13 protein-coding genes and 1 tRNA gene are annotated in these 17,986 nt (G+C 64.1%); 5 read left to right on the top strand and 9 right to left on the bottom strand.

Annotated elements, in window-relative coordinates; translation table 11 throughout:
• Complete coding sequence (locus tag FRC98_RS17725; RefSeq protein WP_146982764.1) at window positions 1-1,509, bottom strand: cellulose synthase family protein; 1,509 nt, start codon at window positions 1,507-1,509, stop codon at window positions 1-3.
• Window positions 1,510-1,638: 129 nt separating this feature from the next.
• On the opposite strand from FRC98_RS17725, the gene FRC98_RS17730 reads away from it, so the two are divergent.
• A complete protein-coding gene (locus FRC98_RS17730; protein WP_230467745.1) occupies window positions 1,639-2,598 on the top strand; it encodes a decaprenyl-phosphate phosphoribosyltransferase in 960 nt (319 codons plus the stop codon).
• A 190-nt stretch (window positions 2,599-2,788) separates the two neighbouring features.
• Here FRC98_RS17730 and FRC98_RS17735 read toward each other — a convergent pair whose 3' ends face one another.
• From FRC98_RS17735 to FRC98_RS17760, 6 genes are all read right to left on the bottom strand, one after another.
• Window positions 2,789-3,082 (bottom strand): HU family DNA-binding protein, encoded by a 294-nt coding sequence (locus FRC98_RS17735; protein WP_146982766.1) that lies wholly within the window; start codon window positions 3,080-3,082, stop codon window positions 2,789-2,791.
• A gap of 237 nt (window positions 3,083-3,319) precedes the next feature.
• On the bottom strand, window positions 3,320-4,156 hold the full coding sequence (kce, locus tag FRC98_RS17740) for a 3-keto-5-aminohexanoate cleavage enzyme (RefSeq protein ID WP_146982767.1): 837 nt from the start codon (window positions 4,154-4,156) through the stop codon (window positions 3,320-3,322).
• A gap of 32 nt (window positions 4,157-4,188) precedes the next feature.
• Window positions 4,189-4,581, bottom strand: coding sequence for a 3-aminobutyryl-CoA ammonia lyase (gene kal, locus FRC98_RS17745; protein WP_230467746.1), 393 nt, complete (start codon window positions 4,579-4,581; stop codon window positions 4,189-4,191).
• A 141-nt stretch (window positions 4,582-4,722) separates the two neighbouring features.
• Window positions 4,723-6,657 (bottom strand): choice-of-anchor D domain-containing protein, encoded by a 1,935-nt coding sequence (locus FRC98_RS17750; protein WP_146982768.1) that lies wholly within the window; start codon window positions 6,655-6,657, stop codon window positions 4,723-4,725.
• 304 nt (window positions 6,658-6,961) lie between these two features.
• Window positions 6,962-8,899 (bottom strand): choice-of-anchor D domain-containing protein, encoded by a 1,938-nt coding sequence (locus tag FRC98_RS17755; RefSeq protein WP_230467747.1) that lies wholly within the window; start codon window positions 8,897-8,899, stop codon window positions 6,962-6,964.
• A 375-nt stretch (window positions 8,900-9,274) separates the two neighbouring features.
• Complete coding sequence (locus tag FRC98_RS17760; protein ID WP_146982770.1) at window positions 9,275-11,212, bottom strand: choice-of-anchor D domain-containing protein; 1,938 nt, start codon at window positions 11,210-11,212, stop codon at window positions 9,275-9,277.
• A 259-nt stretch (window positions 11,213-11,471) separates the two neighbouring features.
• On the opposite strand from FRC98_RS17760, the gene FRC98_RS21720 reads away from it, so the two are divergent.
• Together FRC98_RS21720 and FRC98_RS17765 are read left to right on the top strand one after the other, a co-directional pair.
• A complete protein-coding gene (locus tag FRC98_RS21720) occupies window positions 11,472-11,636 on the top strand; it encodes a hypothetical protein (RefSeq protein WP_230467748.1) in 165 nt (54 codons plus the stop codon).
• Window positions 11,637-11,783: 147 nt separating this feature from the next.
• On the top strand, window positions 11,784-13,082 hold the full coding sequence (locus tag FRC98_RS17765) for a hypothetical protein (protein ID WP_146982771.1): 1,299 nt from the start codon (window positions 11,784-11,786) through the stop codon (window positions 13,080-13,082).
• Window positions 13,083-13,249: 167 nt separating this feature from the next.
• On the opposite strand, the gene FRC98_RS17770 is transcribed toward FRC98_RS17765, so the two are convergent.
• Both FRC98_RS17770 and FRC98_RS17775 read right to left on the bottom strand, forming a co-directional pair.
• The gene (locus FRC98_RS17770) at window positions 13,250-13,948 is read right to left on the bottom strand and encodes a hypothetical protein (protein ID WP_146982772.1); all 699 of its coding nucleotides are present in this window, start codon (window positions 13,946-13,948) and stop codon (window positions 13,250-13,252) included.
• Window positions 13,945-16,785: a neutral/alkaline non-lysosomal ceramidase N-terminal domain-containing protein gene (locus tag FRC98_RS17775; RefSeq protein ID WP_146982773.1), complete on the bottom strand. Its 2,841-nt coding sequence runs from the start codon at window positions 16,783-16,785 to the stop codon at window positions 13,945-13,947. The genes FRC98_RS17770 and FRC98_RS17775 overlap by 4 nt, the downstream gene beginning before the upstream one ends.
• A 347-nt stretch (window positions 16,786-17,132) precedes the next feature.
• On the opposite strand from FRC98_RS17775, the gene FRC98_RS17780 reads away from it, so the two are divergent.
• Window positions 17,133-17,218: transfer RNA gene (locus tag FRC98_RS17780), tRNA-Leu, on the top strand.
• Between the two features lie 100 nt (window positions 17,219-17,318).
• A complete protein-coding gene (locus FRC98_RS17785) occupies window positions 17,319-17,960 on the top strand; it encodes a hypothetical protein (RefSeq protein ID WP_146982774.1) in 642 nt (213 codons plus the stop codon).
• Window positions 17,961-17,986: the final 26 nt, after the last annotated feature.

Here is a 17,986-nt window from a genome sequence, read left to right on the forward strand (position 1 = left end):
TTAGCGGTGAGGTTCGGAGCGGCCGCCGAGGGTCTGCGTGACGCTTAAAAAGGCCACGTAGAAGAACCCGAACTGAAAGAGCATCAAAAAGGGCAGGCTGCCAAAGGGGTGGGCCGGGTCCACGAGCACCACGTAGATGGCGTAGGTGAACCAGGCGCCCAGCGCGAACTCCAGGGCGGGCATGGCGTTGAGGCCGCCGCGGTAGATGCGTTTGGCCCAGGACTCCCCGCGCCGCTCGATGGCGTATTTGGGCGTGCGCACAAAGGGGGTCTTATGGCCGAGCAGCACCTCGACGACGCCTTTGGCGTTGTTGAGCGAGACGCCGATGCCTAAGCCGAGCACCGCCGGCATCATGCGGATGATCTCCAGCCGGGAGCGCCCCACCTCGCGCTGGCACACCCAGTAGAAGTAGCAGACCGAGAATGTGGCGCTCAAAAAGATCGGAAGATCGAAGAGGAGCACCTCGTGCCAGCCCTGCTGCACGCGCACCAGCGTAGCCAGGGGCATGATCAGCGCCAGGATCACCATCAGAAAGTAGGCCAGGTTGCCGGTGAGGTGATGGACGGCTTCGAGCTTGATGGTGCGCGGAAGATCGGAGCGAAGCACGCGCGGCAGCACCTTAAAGGCGGTCTGCAGGGCGCCCTTTGACCAGCGGTGCTGCTGGCTCTTAAAGGCGTTCATCTCCACGGGCAGCTCGCTGGCGACGGTGACGTCGCGCAGAAAGCGAAAGCGCCAGCCGGCGAGCTGGGCGCGGTAGGAGAGGTCGAGATCTTCGGTGAGGGTGTGATGCTCCCAGCCGCCGGCGTCTTCGATGGTCTGGCGGCGCCAGATGCCGGCGGTGCCGTTGAAGTTGAAAAAGCGTCCGGAGCGGTTGCGCGCGGTGTGCTCCAGCACAAAGTGGCCGTCGAGAAGCACGGCCTGCGCGCGGGTGAGCAGGCTGTAGTCGCGGTTGAGGTAGTCCCAGCGCGCCTGCACCATGCCGATGTCGGGCTCGGTGAAGTGGTCGATGGTCTGGCGCAGAAACTCGGGCTGGGGAATGAAGTCGGCGTCGAAGACCGCTACAAACTCGCCGCGCGCGCTTTTGAGGCCGGCCTCAAGAGCGCCGGCCTTGTAGCCTTCGCGATCTTTGCGATGCAGAAGTTTGATGTCGACGCCCTTCGCCTGCCAGTGCGCCACGCGGGCGCGGGCCAGCTCGGTGGTGTCGTCGGTGGAGTCGTCGAGGACCTGAATCTCGAGGCGATCGGCGGGGTAGTCGAGCTGGCAGGTCGCGTCGATGAGGCGCTCGATGACGTAGCGCTCGTTGAAGGAGGGGAGCTGCACGGTGACCACCGGAAGCTCTTCGGGAGCGAAGCGTCGGGCGGGCTCGGGATCGGGTCCGCTGGCGTGCTTGCGATAGAGGCGCACGATGACGTAGCGATGCGACCCGTAGAACGAGAGGAGCAGGAGCACCGCGAAGTAAATCGCGAGCACCGTGAGCTCCCAGAGGTTGTAGTCTTGCAGGTGCGACATAAGATAGGGCTCTACGACAGGGCGAACGCGCCGGAGAAGAACTCCGGGGTGCATCTGTGGTAATGCAGGGGCATTGATGTCCGGCGCGCGCGCGCGACCCAACGTGACTTAGCAGACCTGGACCCGATTGTGCCAGAGCAGAACCCATCGGCGGCGCTGACCGCCCAACATCCGATAGAGCAGGTTGAGGCGCGCCCCTGGCGCGGGCTGTGGAAGAGTCTGCGCCCGCATCAGTGGGTCAAGAATGCCTTTGTGCTCGCGCCGCTCTTCTTTGCCAAGGCGTACACCGATCCGGTGCAGAGCGCGAAGGCGCTGGCCGCGGCGCTGCTCTTCTCGCTGGCGGCGGGCACGGTGTATTTGCTCAATGACCTGATGGACGTGGAGCGCGACCGGGAGCATCCGGTCAAGCGGCATCGGCCGATCGCCTCGGGGCTTTTGCCGCAGGCGGTGGCCTGGCGCGCGTTGGTGGTGATCGGGCTTGTTGCGGCGGTGGGCTCGTACCTGCTCGCGCCGCTCTTTGCGGCGGCGGTGGGCACCTACCTGGTGATGAACCTGGCCTACTCGGTGAAGTTGAAGCACTACGCCTTCGTCGACGTGGCTATCATCGCTACCGGCTTCGTGCTGCGCGTGCTCGCCGGGGCGGCAGCGGTCTCGGTGGTGGTCTCGGAGTGGCTTGTGGCCTGCACCTTTTTGCTGGCGCTCTACCTGGGACTAGGAAAGCGGCGCCATGAGCTTGCGCTCTACTTGAGCGGCAGCGTGGAGCGCACGCGGCGCGTGCTGGATAGCTACCGGCTGGAGAATGTCGATTTCGGGATGCTGGTCTGCTCCGGGCTGACGAGCGCGGCGTATACGATCTACACGCTCACGGCGTCGTTGCCCGATCAGCCGCTGCGGGCGGTGGCCACGCCCTTTGCGAGCGTGTGGTTGCCGGTGACGATCCCGATGGTGGTGGTGGGGCTGGCGCGCTTCTTTCAGATCGTGCGGCGCGACGATGCGCGAAGCCCCACCGAGATGATGCTGCGCGACAAGCCCTTTATGCTCAACATCGGCGTGTGGGCGTTGGTGATGCTGGTGCTGAGCGTGCTCTGAGCCGCGCTCAGGTGCCGGGGGCAGGTTGAGAAAAGGTGGTGTGGGGTCAATGGACGGGTCAGGCGGATGCCTGGCCCGGTTGCGTTTTGAGGTGAGGTCGCGGGCATAAAAAACCCCCTCCCGAGCTGCGGGAGGGGGCTTGAGAGCTCTTCAGACCGCCGGATGCGCGGTCTGGCTCAAAGCGCTGGTCTTACTTCTCGTTGACCAGGTCTTTGAGGCTGGGCGCCGGCTTGAAGCCCACCGAGTAGGACGCCGGAATCTTGATGGTCTTGCCGGTGCGCGGGTTGCGGCCTTCGCGCGCTTTGCGGTGCTTGACGCTGAAGGTGCCGAAGTTGGGGTAGGAGAAGCGCTCATCTTCTTTGATGGTCGTGGAGACCGTGTCAAAGAGGATGTCGATGAGCTCACCGGTGTCTTTCTTGGTGAGTTCAATGCCTTTCTCGGCGGCAGCAGCGTTAACGGCGTTGATCAGATCGGACTTCGTCATGGTGATCCCCTTAAAACAGAAATTAAGGTGAGAACGTGGCTTAAACCATTCCAACCCAGGTTCAACTCGCGAAACATCAAGATGCGAGTTGAGTGAGTATCCATGGACTTCGGACTGCGAATCGTGGCCGAGAATAGGGCTGGCCGGATCGCGTGTCAATCCTTATTTACGCGCAATCTGGCAATTTGCAAGGCCTTTTTAGCGCGAGAATAGGGGCGCAAATGCGATCGGGGCGATTCAGATGCTCTGAAAACGATCGAGTTGAAGGATCTGGCGGGCCTGAGCCGGGGTGGCCAGAGGGCGATTTGCGGCTGCGGCGAGCTCGGCGACGCGCTCGACGAGCTCATAGGAGCCTTTCGCCAGTACGCCGCGGGAGAGGTAGATGTTGTCTTCGAGGCCCACGCGTACGTGGCCGCCCATGGCGATGGCCAGCTCGGCCAGGGGGAGCTGATGGCGGCCGATGCCGGCGACCGACCAGGTTGCGTCTTCGGGGAGCATCTCGACGAGAAAGCGCAGGTTTTCCGGGCGCGCGCCCATCGCGCCGGGCACGCCGAGCACGAAGTCAAAATGCAGGGGGGCGGTAACGACGCCTTCTTTGAGGAGGTTGAGGGCGGTGTCGACCATGCCGGTATCAAAGACCTCGATCTCGGGGACGATGCCCAGCTCGCGCTGGCGTGCGGCGATCTGGCGGATCATCGGGAGCGAGTTCATGAAGACGTCGTCGCCGAAGTTGACCGTGCCGGTGGTGAGCGTGGCCATGTCGGGCTTGAGATCGAGGCCTTCGATGCGTTCGTCGACGCTCATCCAGACCGCGCCGCCGGTGGAGAACTGCACCAGGGCGTCGGTGCGCTGGCGCGTCTCGTTGAGGATCTTCTCAAAGGTGGCGCGATCCTGGGTGGGGGTGCCGTCGTCGAGGCGGCCGTGCACGTGCACCATCGCCGCGCCGGCGTCGCGGCAGCGGGCGGCCTCCTCGGCGATCTCCACCGGGGTATAAGGCACATGCGGGGTGTGCTCGCGCATCACCTCGGCGCCCACGACGGCGGCGGTGATGATCAGGGGTGTGGGCTCAGTCATGGTGGGCTCGTCGTTGAGGGGGGGGCAGAGGTTCAGCGGCGCTGGCGATCGACGGGGACCACGCAGGTGCCGGAGGCGCGGCAGACGACGATGGGCTCGTCGAGCACTTCAGCCTCGGCGGGGTTGTCGGGGTTGCCGGTGAGGCGAATGACCTTGCGGGCCTCAAAGCGCATCTTGCGGCTGGAGTTGCCCACGTGGGTGATGCTGCCGACTGCTTCGATGTAGTCGCCGGCCTGGACCGGAGCTAAAAACTCCACGGCGTCGTAGGCGCGGAAGAGGCCCTCGTCGCCGTCGTGGCGGATGAGCAGCTCGGTGGCTACGTCGCCAAAAAGTTTGAGCATCATCGCGCCGTCGACAAGATCGCCGGCGTAGTGAACCTGCTCCATGCCGATGCGCATGCGGACCATCACCTCGGGGGTGCTCATAGAAGACTCCATCAAGTCAGGGGGGCAGTCAGTCAGCGTGAAATTGCGGCCAAGAAAAGACGCGGGCGCCGCTCCCGCACAGGGGAGGACGCCCGAATCATGGCCAGCGCGCTTGCCGAAGGCAAGCGCGTTTGGTCGGTATTAGCGCAGCGCCGTTTGAATGAACTCGTCGCGCACAAAGACCGTGGGCGGGTTGCTCCAGAGGATGCCACCGACGTACCAGAACTGCTTGGCCTGGGTCAGGGACTTGTCGCGATACTCGTACACAAGCTGCTGGCTGATGTAATAGCGCACGGTGGCCTTGGACTCGCCGTTGCCACGATCGCTGTAGTAGTGCACGCCGACCGAGTAGGCCAGGCCTTCGCCCGGATCGTTGTGGTTGATGTTCTCGGGAGCGACGCCCCAGAGGTCATCGATGTCGAGCGAAGCGCCGAACGCGCGGGTGTTGTTGTACCAGACAGCCTGGTTGCCACCCCAGGTGCCGGTGGGGCTGAGGTAGTGCAGGTCGAGGTCGGTGCCAGCGCTACCGCGGCGCGGTTGCGGCACGTTGGGAATCGTCCAGGTGAGCTGGATGTGGATGTCGTCTTCGGGCACGGCGTTGATGCGCACGATGTCGGACTCACAGGCGGCCATGCCGAGCTCGTCGTAGACCACCAGCTCCACCTCGTAGGTGCCGGCGATGTCGAGCCAGAGGGTGGGCTGCGCGTTGGCCGAGGAGGGCTGCAGCTGCGAGAGCGAGCCGACCGGGCGCGAGATCACGCTCCATTCGTAGGTGACGTTGGTGCCGTCGGGGTCGGAGGAGTCGGAGCCGTTGAGCTGGATGGTCTCCAGGGGGCTTGCGGCGAGCTCTTCCTGGTAGCGGTTGGAGCCCTGGATGGTGGCGGTGGCCACGGCGATGGGGCAGACCGAGTCGGAGCCCTGACCCATCAGGGGGATCTCCAGCACGGACTTGGCAGGGTCATCCGAGAGGATGCGCAGCTCGCCCTCGTGGGTGGTGATCTCGTCGGGGGTGTAGGTGAGCACGAAGTTGGCCGACTCACGAGGCAGAAGCGTGATGGGCAGCGCCGGGAGGCTCTCGGGGCGCAGGCTGAAGGTGCCGCCGCCGTCGTCGTTGAGCGCGATCTCGCTGACGTTGAGCTCGGAGCCCGGGGAGCAGTTGCTGATGGTGATGGTGCGGTTGGTGGCGCGATCGAGGGTGGCGATGTTGAAGTCGATGCCGTCCTCATCGGTCACGGCGATGCAGGCCGAGCCGCTGTTGCCGTTGAGGTTGATGCGGAACTCCTCACGGCTGGGGTCGTTGCTGTAGATGGTGATCTCACCGGTGGTGGGATCGTCGGTGGCCGGGTTGAACCACACGCGCATCTCAAAGGATTCGTCGGGGGCGAGCTCGGAGGGGAACTCGTTGGTGTCCTGCTCCGGGGGAGGCAGCACGCCGTCGCCGTCGCGCGCGCCGGGGAAGGAGACGCGGAACTCGCTGTTGCCGCTCATCACGATGTCTTCGATGAGAAGGGGGGCCTGGCCGATGTTGGCCACCTGGGCCAACTTCCACTGCTCTTCACCGGCGGGAACGCGGGGGAAGCTGATGGTGGGCGGCGAGAAAATCTCGGGGTTGAGGCCCTGGGTGCTGATGTTGACATCCACGGTGCCCTGGTTGCCCACCGAGGTGTCGTTGGTGACCAGGCGCAGGATGCCGCCGTAGGCGATCGGCTGCTCGGGGCGGTAGATCAGCTGGAAGTCGTACTCCGAGTTGGGAGGAACTTCGAGCGTACCCTCCGGCCAGTTGTTGCCGGGGTAGAAGGCGTCAATCGAAGCGCTGCCGTTCTGCAGAATCTCGATGCTGGTGATGCGCAGGGCGCCCTCGCCACTGTTGCCGATGATGATCGTCTCGGCGATCTCCTCGCCCAGCGCGATCTGCTGGAAGGAGATGGGGTTGGGGTTCAGCGAGAAAGCTGCCGGTTTGCCGCTCGAGATGCTGTCATCACCGCAGGCGGAGCTGCCCACGACGAAGAGCAGGGCCAGCGCCAACAGCAGCAAATTCTTACCGTCGCGCAGATAGGATGGGGAGGGTCGCTTCATTGTGGTCGTCCTTCGTTCGTATTGATGCGGCGTTATCGCCGGCACACATAAGCCAGGCCGTCATCGGATGAGGAGGAGGCCGGAGCACATCGCAGCCATGCAAACCTGAGTCAGGGGCGAAACTATAGGCAGAGCTTGAGCTTGCGTCAATCTTATGGGGAATGAATTCGGATTCATTCGGGGTGAGGATCGCCCCGGTTGTGGTGATTTTCGGAAGGGAGAGCGCATAAAAAGGCCGAAGTCAATGACTTCGGCCTTTTCTCAGTAAAATGGGTCGTACCCGTTTAGATGGGCTGACCGGGCGTTAGAGCGAGGGGAACCCATTACCCAGGTCATCGACGGCGGTGATGACACCATCGGGGATGCTGAGATCGGCCACGTACCAGAACTCGCGCTGATTACTCATACGACGCTCAAAGGTCTGAGCGAGGGTTCCGCCCAGGTAGACGTTAATAAGGGCGTCGGTGGGGTTATCACCGGCAGAGGTGCCCGGGTAATAGTAGACGCCCACCGCGTAGTCACCCGGAGCGGCCTCATCGTGGTTGACGTTTTCGGGGCCGCCGCAGCAGGTGTCGTCGCGGTCAAGGCTGGTTTCGCTTCCGTCGCCCCAGGTGGGGTTGCGGTTGGAGAAATAGATATCCCAGCTGGTGTTCCAGCTGTCGGCGTTCTCCACGTTGAGGTAGTGGAGGTCGAGGTCGGTGCGGGCGCCGGTAGGCATCTCCCAGGCAAGCTCCACCCAGATGTCGCCACCGGGGACCACATCAATGAAGAGCGCGGAGGGCTCACACGAGGTGAGACCTGCGCCGTCGTAGACGGTGAGCTCCACCACGTAGCGGCCCGCGTAAGGGAGCCAGAGGGTGGGGGATTCGGAGGTGATGGAGGGCGAGATCTGGGTCTGGGCGCTGAGCGGCTTGTCGCGCAGCGACCACTCGTAGGTGACCTGGGTGCCGTCGGGATCGTCGGAGAGGCTGCCATCGAGTTCGATGGTGGCAAGCGGGCTTGCGACGATGCCTTCGGAGGCGTCGAACCAGCGGCTGGTGCCCTGGACGCGGGCGCGAGCGCGGGCGTTGGGGCAGGTCAGGAGCGAGCCCTGGCCGACGACGTCGACGTAGGTGTTCTGGCGAGCGGCGTCGTTGCTGGTGATTTTGAGGACGCCCTCATTGAGGACTTCTTCCAGCGGGGCGTAGGTGAGTACGAAGTTGACGCTCTGGCGGGGGCCGATGTTGGCGACGCCACCGGTGGAGAGGTTGCCGGGGAGGCTGGATTCGGCGACTTCGAAGACGCCGGCGTCATCTTCAAACTCGACGCCGCCGATGATCAGCTCGGCGATGGCGCTGCAGTTGGTGACGGTGACGGTGCGGCGCGCGACGTTGTCGATGGAGGCCTGGCCGAAGTTGATCTCCTCGTCGACTTCCAGGCAGGGGGCGTCGCTGTTGGCGGAGATCAGCACCTTGGTGCGGGGGGATTCCGCGTCGTTGCTCTCGATGGTGATCTCGGCGGTGCGAAACTCCGAGCTGGTCGGCAAAAAGATCACGCGAACCATCACCGACTCACCAGGCAAGATAACCTCGGGGGCCACGGTGGTGTCGTTGGCGCGGTCAGGGAACTGACCCTCGGGCTCCTCACCGGTGGGCTGGGGGAAGGTCATGGAGAAGTCGGAGTGGCCGTCGAGTTCAATGGAGTCGATCTCGAGGGGGGCGTAGCCGATGTTGGTGATCTCGGTGACGCGCCAGTCTTCGCTTCCTTCGGGGGTGCGGGCGAAGGTGACGATCTCGGGGGTGAAGATCTGCGGGGTGGGAGCGTCGGCGTTGAGCGCCACTTCGAAGGATTCGTTGCCGGGATCGTTGGTGCTCATGATGAGCACGCCGCTGGATGCCTCAATGGCCGTGGGGGCGTACTCGACATAGATCTCGGCGAGCTCGTTGGGCGCCAGGCTCAACGAGGAGGGGCTGTCTTCGGCCAGGCTAAAGGCCGAGGCGTTCTCGCCCTGGATGCGGAAGTCGTCGACGGTGAGGGTGGCCTCGCCGGTGTTCTCGATGACGATGAGCTCGGCGATGGAGTCGCCGATGGCCACCTGCTCAAAGTTGAGCTGGGAGGGGGTCACGCTGATGGTGGCCGAGTCGGTGCCGGTGATGTTGCCGTCGTCCTGGTCATCGTTGCAGGCAAAGAGCGCGAGGGAGAGAACGACACTTAAGAGCAGCGTCAGGCCGGAGGAGCGCGGGAAGCGAGGAATGGGGATCATGGATGTATCCGTCGGCAGAGTTAGATCAGTCAGTCTTCTGAGTAGAGGCACGCGATGGATCTTTAGGGCTGACATGCGCTCGAAATCCCTGGCCTGATCGGGCGATTCGGATCGTGAACATGCTCGCCCATACGAGGGACCGGGGAGCCGAAGCCAAAAGGCTTGAGTCAGGGGGAGAAAACTATAGGGATCGCGCGGTTGTGCGTCAATCTTCGCGCTGAATCGTCATTCAGTCATGTGTGAAGCGCCGAGAAGTGTGGGGTCGATGTTGGGTTTTCACGGTCTGAAATCGCCTAAAAAAGAAGGCCGAAGTCGGTGACTTCGGCCTTCTCTGCGTTTCCGATGTAGCTCCCCCCGGAAAGGGAGAGAGGGCGTTTAGAGCGAGGGATACCCGTCGGGGAAGAGCTCGTCGTGGACGGTGACGCTGAACTCGGGAAGACCGATGTCGGCGACGTACCAGAACTCGGGGCTGGCGTTCATGCGCCGCGTCAGCGTCTGAGCGAGGCTGCCACCCAGGTAGATGTTGACGGTGACGTCGGTGCCGCCTCCGCCGCCGCTGTAGAAGTAGACGCCGACGGCGTAGTCGCCGGCGACGGCTTCGTTGTGGTTGACGTTCTCGGGGCCACCACAGCAGAGGTCATCGCGGTCCAGGCTGGTCTCGCTGCCGTCGTTCCAGGTGGGGTTGCGGTTGGCGAAGTAGACATCCCAGGGGCGGGCGTTCCAACGATCGGCGTTTTCCAGGTTGAGGTAGTGGAGATCCATGTCGGTGCGAGCGCCCGAGGCGGTATCCCAGGCAAGCTCGACCCAGATGTCGCCACCGGGGACCACATCGATGAAGAGCTCGGCGGGCTCACACGAGGTGAGACCGGCGCCGTCGTAGACGGTGAGCTCCACCACGTAGCGGCCCGCGTAAGGGAGCCAGAGGGTGGGGGTCTCGGAGGTGATGGAGGGTGAGATCTGGGTCTGGGCGCTGAGCGGCTTGTCGCGCAACGACCACTCGTAGGTGACCTGGGTGCCGTCGGGATCGTCGGAGATGCTGCCGTCGAGCTCGATGGTGGCAAGCGGGCTTGCGACGATGCCTTCAGAAGCGTCGAACCAGCGGCTGGTGCCCTGGACGCGGGCGCGAGCGCGGGCGTTGGGACAGGTCAGGAGCGAGCCCTGGCCGACGACGTCGACGTAGGTGTACTGGCGAGCGGCGTCGTTGCTGGTGATCTTGAGGACGCCCTCGTTGAGGACTTCTTCCAGCGGGGCGTAGGTGAGCACGAAGTTGGCGCTCTGGCGGGGGCCGATGTTGGCGACGCCGCCGGTAGGGAGGTTGCCGGGGAGGCTGGATTCGGCGACTTCGAAGACGCCGGCGTCATCTTCAAACTCGACGCCGCCGATGACCAGCTCGGCGATCGCGCTGCAGTTGGTGACGGTGATGGTGCGGCGCGCGACGTTGTCGATGGAGGCCTGACCGAAGTTGATTTCTTCGTCGACTTCCAGGCAGGGGGCGTCGCTGTTGGCGGAGATCAGCACCTTGGTGCGGGGGGATTCCGCGTCGTTGCTCTCAATGGTGATCTCGGCGGTGCGGAAGTCCGAGCTGGTGGGAAGGAAGATCACGCGGACCATGACCGACTCACCGGGCAAGATGACCTCGGGGGCCACGGTGGTGTCGTTGGCGCGGTCGGGGAACTGGCCTTCTTCCTCTTCGCCGGTGGGCTGGGGGAAGGTCATGGAGAAGTCGGAGTGGCCGTCGAGCTCGATGGAGTCGATCTCAAGGGGGGCGTAGCCGATGTTGGTGATCTCGGTGACGCGCCATTCCTCGCTTCCCTCGGGGGTGCGGGCGAAGGTGACGATCTCGGGGGTGAAGATCTGGGGGGAGGGCGCGTCGGCGCGCAGCTCCACGTTGAAGGATTCCCGAGACGGATCGTTGGAGCGCATGTTGAGCGTGCCGCTGGAGGCCGCGATGGCCGTGGGGGCGTACTCGACATAGATCTCGGCGAGCTCGTTGGGCGCCAGGCTCAACGAGGAGGGGGTGCCTTCGGCCAGGCTAAAGGCCGAGGCGCTCTCGCCCTGGATCTGGAAGTTGCTGACATTGAGGGTGGCCTCACCGGTGTTCTCGATGACGATGAGCTCGGCGATGGAGTCGCCAATGGCCACCTGCTCGAAGTTGAGCTGGGTGGGGTTGACGGTGAGGGTGGCCGAGTCGGTGCCGGTGATGTTGCCGTCGCCCTCGTCGTCGCCACAGGCGAAGAGCGCGAGGGAGAGGAAGACACTTAAAAGCAGCGTCAGGCCGGAGGGGCGGCGGGCGAAGAGGGATGGCTGGATCATGAATCTATCCGTCGGCAAGCGTGGGTCAGTGAGCGTGAACACCGGTTGGCGAGGAGTGAAGCTCGAATCGACCCTTTCGCCGGGGCGATCCGAAAACTGCTCGCAACTGCGTAAGGGTAGCGAAGTGTAGGAGGGGCGTCAAAAGGTTGAGAGGCAAAGGGTATCCGCGTCGGGAGGACGCTTGTTTGGGAACGCGCTGCGTTGTGCGAAGGTGGTTGCGACGCCCGCGTGACGCGGAAGGTCAGCGAGATCAATGGTGATGAAGTCGTTTATTTATGCGGCTGATCGCGATGTGGTGGGAACGCAAGAGGTGCGCGTCCGGCTGCCAGAGGATGCGTTTATGGAGATGCGAGACGAGGGCGAATGTGGCCAGGGGCGGCGAGCGCGCGTGTGTAATGAGATGTTAAAGTGGGGGCGCGTCTGATCGCACTGAGTTGGCGATCCGAATGAAGATCGGATTGAATAAAGAAAATTCGGGCGTCGTCGATAAGGGTGTCGACGATGTAAACCGAGACCCCGAGCGAGCTTTCTGGCCAGCCGGCCACACGCCATAACGATGAGGAGAGAGAAGATGAACGCCAACGCGATGTGGAGACTGTTAGCGACGCTGGTGGTCGCAGCGCTGCTGCCGGGCTGTTTGATTGTCTCGGAGACCGATTACCACGACGACGATTGCGACGTGGACTGCTACGACTACGAGATGGTCCAAACCTACTGCGACGCCTGGCAGTGCTGGGATGAGACCTGGATCGAGACGACCTGCACCACGACCTGCGATGAGACGTACTACCCCGATGATCCCTACACCGACCCGTGGGACTCGGCGGAGTGCTACAGCGATGTGGAGTGCGGTGAGGGCCAGATCTGCGTGGGCAACCGCTGTGAGGCGGCCGACACCGATGTGCGCGGCGAATCCGGTCTTTGCCAGGCGTGTGAGTCGTCGGCGGATTGTGTGGAAGATGGCGCGCTTTGCATTCGCCTCAACTACGACCAGGCCACAAACACCGGTGAGAAGGTCTGTGGACGGGCGTGTGAGTACAACCACGAGTGCCCGGCCGGGTTCAGCTGCATCAACATCAGCGGTGAGACGGGTGTCTCGGCTCAGTGCTTGCCCAACATCGGTGAGACGGAGCTTCGCACCTGCAACCCCTCGCCGGAGCTGGAGTGCGTGCGGGCCAACGACTGCCAGCTCGGTGAGAGCTGCGTGAATAACGAGTGCGTCGGACCGCAGAGCGCGGAGTGCGGCACCAACAACCCCTGCCCCAACGGGCAAGTCTGCCGCAACCTGAGCTGCGTGGACGTGGACGCGCCGGAGTGCGTCGATCGCAACGACTGCTCGTCGAGCGAGATCTGCATCGATGGCGAGTGCGTGCGCCAGAATGAGAGCTGCGTCTTCAATGAAGAGTGCGACTCCGATGCGCGCTGCGTCGATGGTCAGTGCCAGGCGACCTGCTCCGATGACGCGCAGTGCGGCGCCAACGAGCGTTGCCGTCAGGGGCTGTGCGAAGTGGTGGAGTGTCGCCGTAGCGGTGACTGCGCCGCGGGTAACATCTGCGTGGAAGCGTCCTGCGAGCCCTCCTGCCAGAGCGACGCGGAGTGCGGTGACGGGTTCATCTGCTCAAGCCTCAACTACTGCGTCAAAGATCCCAACGTGGAGTGCCGCGCGACCGCCGAGTGCGCCCGTAACGAGATCTGCGTCGACGGAAGCTGCGAGACGCCCTGCAGCTGCAACCAGCAGTGCGGCACCGGTCAGGTCTGCGACATGGACACCGGCATGTGCGAAGAGCCCTCCGGGAGCGTGGCGCAGTGCGACGATGACTGCGACTGCCCCAGCGGTCTGAGCTGCTCGGCCAGCGGGCAGTGTGAGTGAGGTCAGTGAGGGCGGGCGAGAGGTTCGCGCCCGCTCTTAAGAAGCGATGAACGAAAGAAGCCCCGGCAGCGTCAGCTGCCGGGGCTTCTTTATTTAGAAAGATCGGCTGAAGGTTGGCGGTGTGCCGGGTTGGCGAGGACGTTGCGGTCGTTCGCGCGGCGCGATCTTCAGTCGAGTGAGGCTTCGGGTTCGCCGGCCGTGGCCGAGTTGGCCTCTGGGATGGGCTCGTAGGGGACGAGTTCGAAGACCTCGGAGGTGACGCAGGGGGTCTCGTCGCCCAGGTCTTCGGCGAGCTGGGGAGTGCATTCGAGGTCGCCCTCGAGGGCGATCACCGTTTCGTAGCGCTGGCGGGTGTGGCGGGCGGCGGGTCCGTCGAGGATGAACTCGGCGTCGACGCGGCCGACCCGGCACCAGCTCTCGAGCTCGCCACGGGTGGCAGGCGAAGCGTAGGTGTGGCTGGCGCTGGCCGTGGCGTTGTCGTCGTTCCAGGTGAGGCGATCTTCGGGGCGAGTGAGATCGGCGCAGCTGGAAAAATCAGGGCAGTCCGCGAGCTCGAGGGTCGGTGGGGCTGCGTCAGCTTCGGCGCCGGCGTCGGTTGATGCTTCGGCCGGCGCCTCGGGCTGCGTATCGGCAGGAAGTTCGCTGCTGGCGCGGCGCGCTTCGATGCCGGCCATGGGAGCCTGGGTGGGCTGCGGGGTGCAGCCCTGCTCATCGAGGCGGTAGGCGTCGATGGCCCACAGCCCCAGGGCATCTTCGATGGTGGGTTTGGGGGGCGGGGCGTTGACGGTGGGGTTTTTGCAGCCGACGCCGAGCGTCAGGCCTAACCCCACCGCCAGCCAGGCGGTGCGGTGATCGAGGATGCTCATGGAAGATCCACGTTCAGGGTGGTGAGGAGCTCGCCGCTGTTACCCAGGGTGTCGGTGAGCTGCAGATCGAAGTCGGCGTCGCCTTCGCTCAGGTCGCCGTCGAGGGTGACGGTGACGCGGGTGACGGGCACGTTGTTGCGGCCCTCAACCGTCTCCGGCGCGGTGGTCACGGTCACTTCCGCAAAGGTAAGCGCGCTCTGGCCCTGGCGAACTTCGCCGGTGAGGGCGTCGAACTCGGTGTCGGCCATCACGGGAATGGGAAGGCCGGAGGCAACCTCGGGGTGGTGCATGCGGAAGGAGCCGACGAGTTTGGCGCGATCTTCGCTCGGACCGGCCGTCAGGACTTCGGTGGCCGGCGGGTAGGAGACGCGCGCCGTAAAGATGGTGGGGGTGAGCACCTCGATCTGGTCGATGACCATGGCGGTGGAGGGCACGATCTCAAAGCTATCGGTGGTGGCGCTGTAGGGGGTGCGCTCGCCAGTGTCGGCGTTGAGGTAGTGGCCTTCGATGCGGAAGCGGTAGGTGCCCAGCGGGAAGTCTTTGGTCTCTTCCCAGTAGGCACCCCACTCCCAGGCGTCGTCTTCGCCCTGGCGGATGCGGGTCATGAAGACGGGCTCGCGGTTATCGTAAGGGGCGCGGCTGGGGAGGAGGACGGGCTCAAAGCCGCCCTGGCCGTCGGCACGCTCCAGCGCGATGCGCGGGGCCTGGAACAACTCGGCGCCCGGGTCACCGCCGCGCCAGGTGATGTCGATGGCCTGGCGGCGCTCCACCTGGGCGGGGGGCTGGTCGATGATGCGGCCCACATCATCGGGGTCGCTCGGATCCATCGGGAAGGTGGGCTGGCCGGTGGGGGCGAACTCATCGGGCAGGGGCTCCGGCACGCTGACGGTGACGTCTTCGCCGCGCATGATGCCCACGGCTTCGACGGCGCGATCGACCAGGTAGTCGCCGAACTTGTAGCCCCAGGTGCCCATCTGCGCCTCATAGCCACCTTGCAGGAAGCTGAAGGTGAAGTCGGGGTAGTCGTCGAGGTCACCCACCAGCGAGTGGCCGGGGAAGGGCGGGCGCTCGCCACGCACGTTGGTCGGCGAGAGGTAGAGGAGGTGATCCTGAGCGTAGCCCCAGGTGAAAGAGTTGAAAGGATCGATGCCCCAGGCGTCGCGCAGGGCGCGCTGGATGTCCCAGCCCAGCTCCATGGCCAGCTCACCGGGCATGGTGACGATGGTCAGGTCATTGAGCTGCAGCGCGGTGAGTTGGCTTTTGCCAAAGAGCGTCACCGGGCGGTGGAAGGCGATCTGGTGGATGCCCTGGCAGCCGAACTCGCCGGGGGTTGCGTAGGTCGCCGGGTCGCCATCTTCGGGAAGATCGCATTGGAAGGCGCCATGGTAGAACTCGCCCTCGTGGGTGGGGCTGTTTTCCATGCCGAACTCGCCAGGCTCATAGCCCAGGTCGTCGTACTGGATGGAGAAGCGCTGGGTGTGGCCCTTGAAGCTCCACTCGGTGGTGGTCTCCATCTGGGTAAGGGGCTCAATGACGCGCTCGGCGAAGTGCTGGCCGATGCGCTCGAAGATCTGAGGGCCGCGGTGGCCGTAGCGGTCGCCGCGGGGCGACATCGTGCCGCCGTTCTGGTTGAAGTACATCACGGGCACGAAGCGGTCGTAATGCTCGCCGAGGGCTTTTTCCAGGCCGCGCTCCACGCCGGCCAGGGCGTCGCCGGTCATGTAGTCGCCGGAGTTGTGGGTGCCGTGGCTGCCGAAGCTCACCAGCACGCCGCGGGGGTTGCCGTCGAGGTCGTCGACGCGGAGCATCAGCACGCGGTTATCATCGAAAGCGGGCGTGGCGCCCCAGCGATCGCTGGAGATGGCGTCGTCGACGTCGAAGCTCTCGACGACTTCCCAGCCCATGCGCGCCGGGGCCAGATCGTCGAGGGCGGCCAGGGCGGCTTCGGCAAACGAGTCGGTGAGCCATTCAAAGGCTTCCTGGCTGAACTCATCGGTGCCCAGCACGCCCAGGCGGATGGCAGCGTCTTCGACGGCGGGCAGATGCCAGTGGCGGCCGGGGCCGGAGTGGGTGTGCGTGCCGCTGAGCACCAGGCTTGAGCGCCAGTCGCGGCCGGTCTCTTCTTGAAGTCGGCGTGCGACGGCCTCATGCAGGGCGCCGGAGGGGAAGATGATGGGCGCGCGCAGCAGGATCAGCTGGCGGGTGCCGTCGTCGAGCGCCAGGCCGCGGGCGTAGAGGCCGTGCATCTGGCCACGGCTGGGGCGCAGCGACTCGACGTAGCGCCCGGCGTTGATCGCCGCGCGGCTGCCGTAGCCGCCCATCGAGAGTCCGATGGGAAACTTCATCAGCACGTTGGCGACGCCGGCCTGAAGCGGTGCGGGGGTATCGCCGCCCGGGTGTTCGCCGGTGATCTCACCGGTGAAGGGGAGGCATTGGCCATTGTTGGTGCAGACGTTGCCGGCGGGGCAGTGCGTATCGAGCGAGCAGTGCACTACGCATTTTTCTTCGATGCAGCTGGTGCGGCGGGCGAGCTCGGGGGCGATCTCACCGAATGCCTCCACGCAGGAGGCCCAGTGCTGGCGGCCGGGGCAGTCGGGGGCGGGAACGCACTCACCGGCCTCGGTGTCGCAGTAGGTGCCGTGGGCGCACTCCGACTGGAACTCGCAGCTCTGCGGGCCGGCGTCGGCGTCGGCGTCGGGGCCGACGTCGTCGATGGAGGTGTCTTCGTCGCCGGCGTCGGGGGTATCGGCCGGGCCATCGGGCTCGGAACAGGCTGTGAGGCTGGCCAGCGCAATCAGCAGCGCGGCGAGGAGGTGGGGAAGATGGGAAGATCGCACAGGAGACTCCGAGCAGGGGCGGGGAGGCCGCCGGGAAAAAGAAGCCATATAAAGTGGGCGGATCCTAGCGCCTGCGCGCGATTGAAACAACGCCGACTCCGGCGCGGCGATCGGAGCGTCGTATTTTGGAGCATTATTGAGGTGTGAGGGGCGGTTTCTTGTTGTGTTTCAGCGGGTTCCACGTGGCGTGTGTGGCCCTATGATCGTCGCGCCCGGGTATTGGCGCGGCGGGGCTTCCGACAGCGCGTAAAATTTTTAGGGGGGCGTGCATTTTTCTGATTGACACCTCCGGAGCATCTGCCTATACACCGTCAAGCTCGCTGAGGGGGAAACCCCCGACGCAGCGGGCGGAAGTGGCGGAATTGGTAGACGCGCTGGACTAAGGATCCAGTGGGCGTAAAAGCCCGTGGGGGTTCGACTCCCCCCTTCCGCATCATCAAAAGAACCAGGGCCTGAGAGGGCGCTGGTTTTTTTGTGTCTGGGATTTGGGGATAAACCTTTTTTAAGGATTTGCCCAAACGTCGAGCGTTCTCATGTCTAAGAACCTACTCAACGTCGCCCGGCGTTATCAATCGAGGCTGAATGCCGATCCTCCGACGACGGAGAACGACTGGGAGAACTCCTACCGCGAATTGCTTCGGGTATGGGAACGCGTCGACGATCCTCTTGAGTTACGTGAACTGTTGGACGCGAAGTTATGGTGCGACCTCCCCATGTGGTTGATGAGCCGCACCTTCACACGCGTGATACGTCATGAGGGGAGAACGCCGGAGCTCCTGGAGAACTATGGCGCGTTTTTAGCCATGTACTGTGGTCTTGCGCAGGACGTGCCACACTTGCTTCATCGTGAAGCTGAAGCACGGCGCCGGTGTCGCAATGATGAAGCTGAGGCGATTTTTCGGTCACTTCCAGATTTTCGATGGGGAGATCTTGCCATGGTACACGATGAGGCACCCGATGTGTTTGGGCCTGGAAGGGTCGCTATGGTGTATGCCGAGATCTTTCGAGCGGAAAACATCCCGGAAGCCGCAGACTATGGCGTCGATATAGGCGAATGGATTTGCGAAGTGATCCATCATCCCTTCGATCTTTTTCGTCTTGATGGTCGGTTTGTGTTCGTCCCCGCACGATGGTTGAAGTTTGGGCCGGAATGGGTCGACGTATTCAATTCATGACTTTCTGAAACCGACAACGAGCGGAG

The sequence above is a fragment of the Lujinxingia vulgaris genome, from assembly GCF_007997015.1.
GTDB lineage: Bacteria > Myxococcota_A > Bradymonadia > Bradymonadales > Bradymonadaceae > Lujinxingia > Lujinxingia vulgaris.

Coding starts and splice junctions, on each gene's coding strand:
- FRC98_RS17725 (WP_146982764.1), bottom strand. CDS start 1,509: ATGTCGCACCTGCAAGACTACAACCTCTGGGAGCTCACGGTGCTCGCG.
- FRC98_RS17735 (WP_146982766.1), bottom strand. CDS start 3,082: ATGACGAAGTCCGATCTGATCAACGCCGTTAACGCTGCTGCCGCCGAG.
- kce (WP_146982767.1), bottom strand. CDS start 4,156: ATGACTGAGCCCACACCCCTGATCATCACCGCCGCCGTCGTGGGCGCC.
- kal (WP_230467746.1), bottom strand. CDS start 4,581: ATGAGCACCCCCGAGGTGATGGTCCGCATGCGCATCGGCATGGAGCAG.
- FRC98_RS17750 (WP_146982768.1), bottom strand. CDS start 6,657: ATGAAGCGACCCTCCCCATCCTATCTGCGCGACGGTAAGAATTTGCTG.
- FRC98_RS17755 (WP_230467747.1), bottom strand. CDS start 8,899: ATGATCCCCATTCCTCGCTTCCCGCGCTCCTCCGGCCTGACGCTGCTC.
- FRC98_RS17760 (WP_146982770.1), bottom strand. CDS start 11,212: ATGATCCAGCCATCCCTCTTCGCCCGCCGCCCCTCCGGCCTGACGCTG.
- FRC98_RS21720 (WP_230467748.1), top strand. CDS start 11,472: ATGAAGTCGTTTATTTATGCGGCTGATCGCGATGTGGTGGGAACGCAA.
- FRC98_RS17765 (WP_146982771.1), top strand. CDS start 11,784: ATGAACGCCAACGCGATGTGGAGACTGTTAGCGACGCTGGTGGTCGCA.
- FRC98_RS17770 (WP_146982772.1), bottom strand. CDS start 13,948: ATGAGCATCCTCGATCACCGCACCGCCTGGCTGGCGGTGGGGTTAGGC.
- FRC98_RS17785 (WP_146982774.1), top strand. CDS start 17,319: ATGTCTAAGAACCTACTCAACGTCGCCCGGCGTTATCAATCGAGGCTG.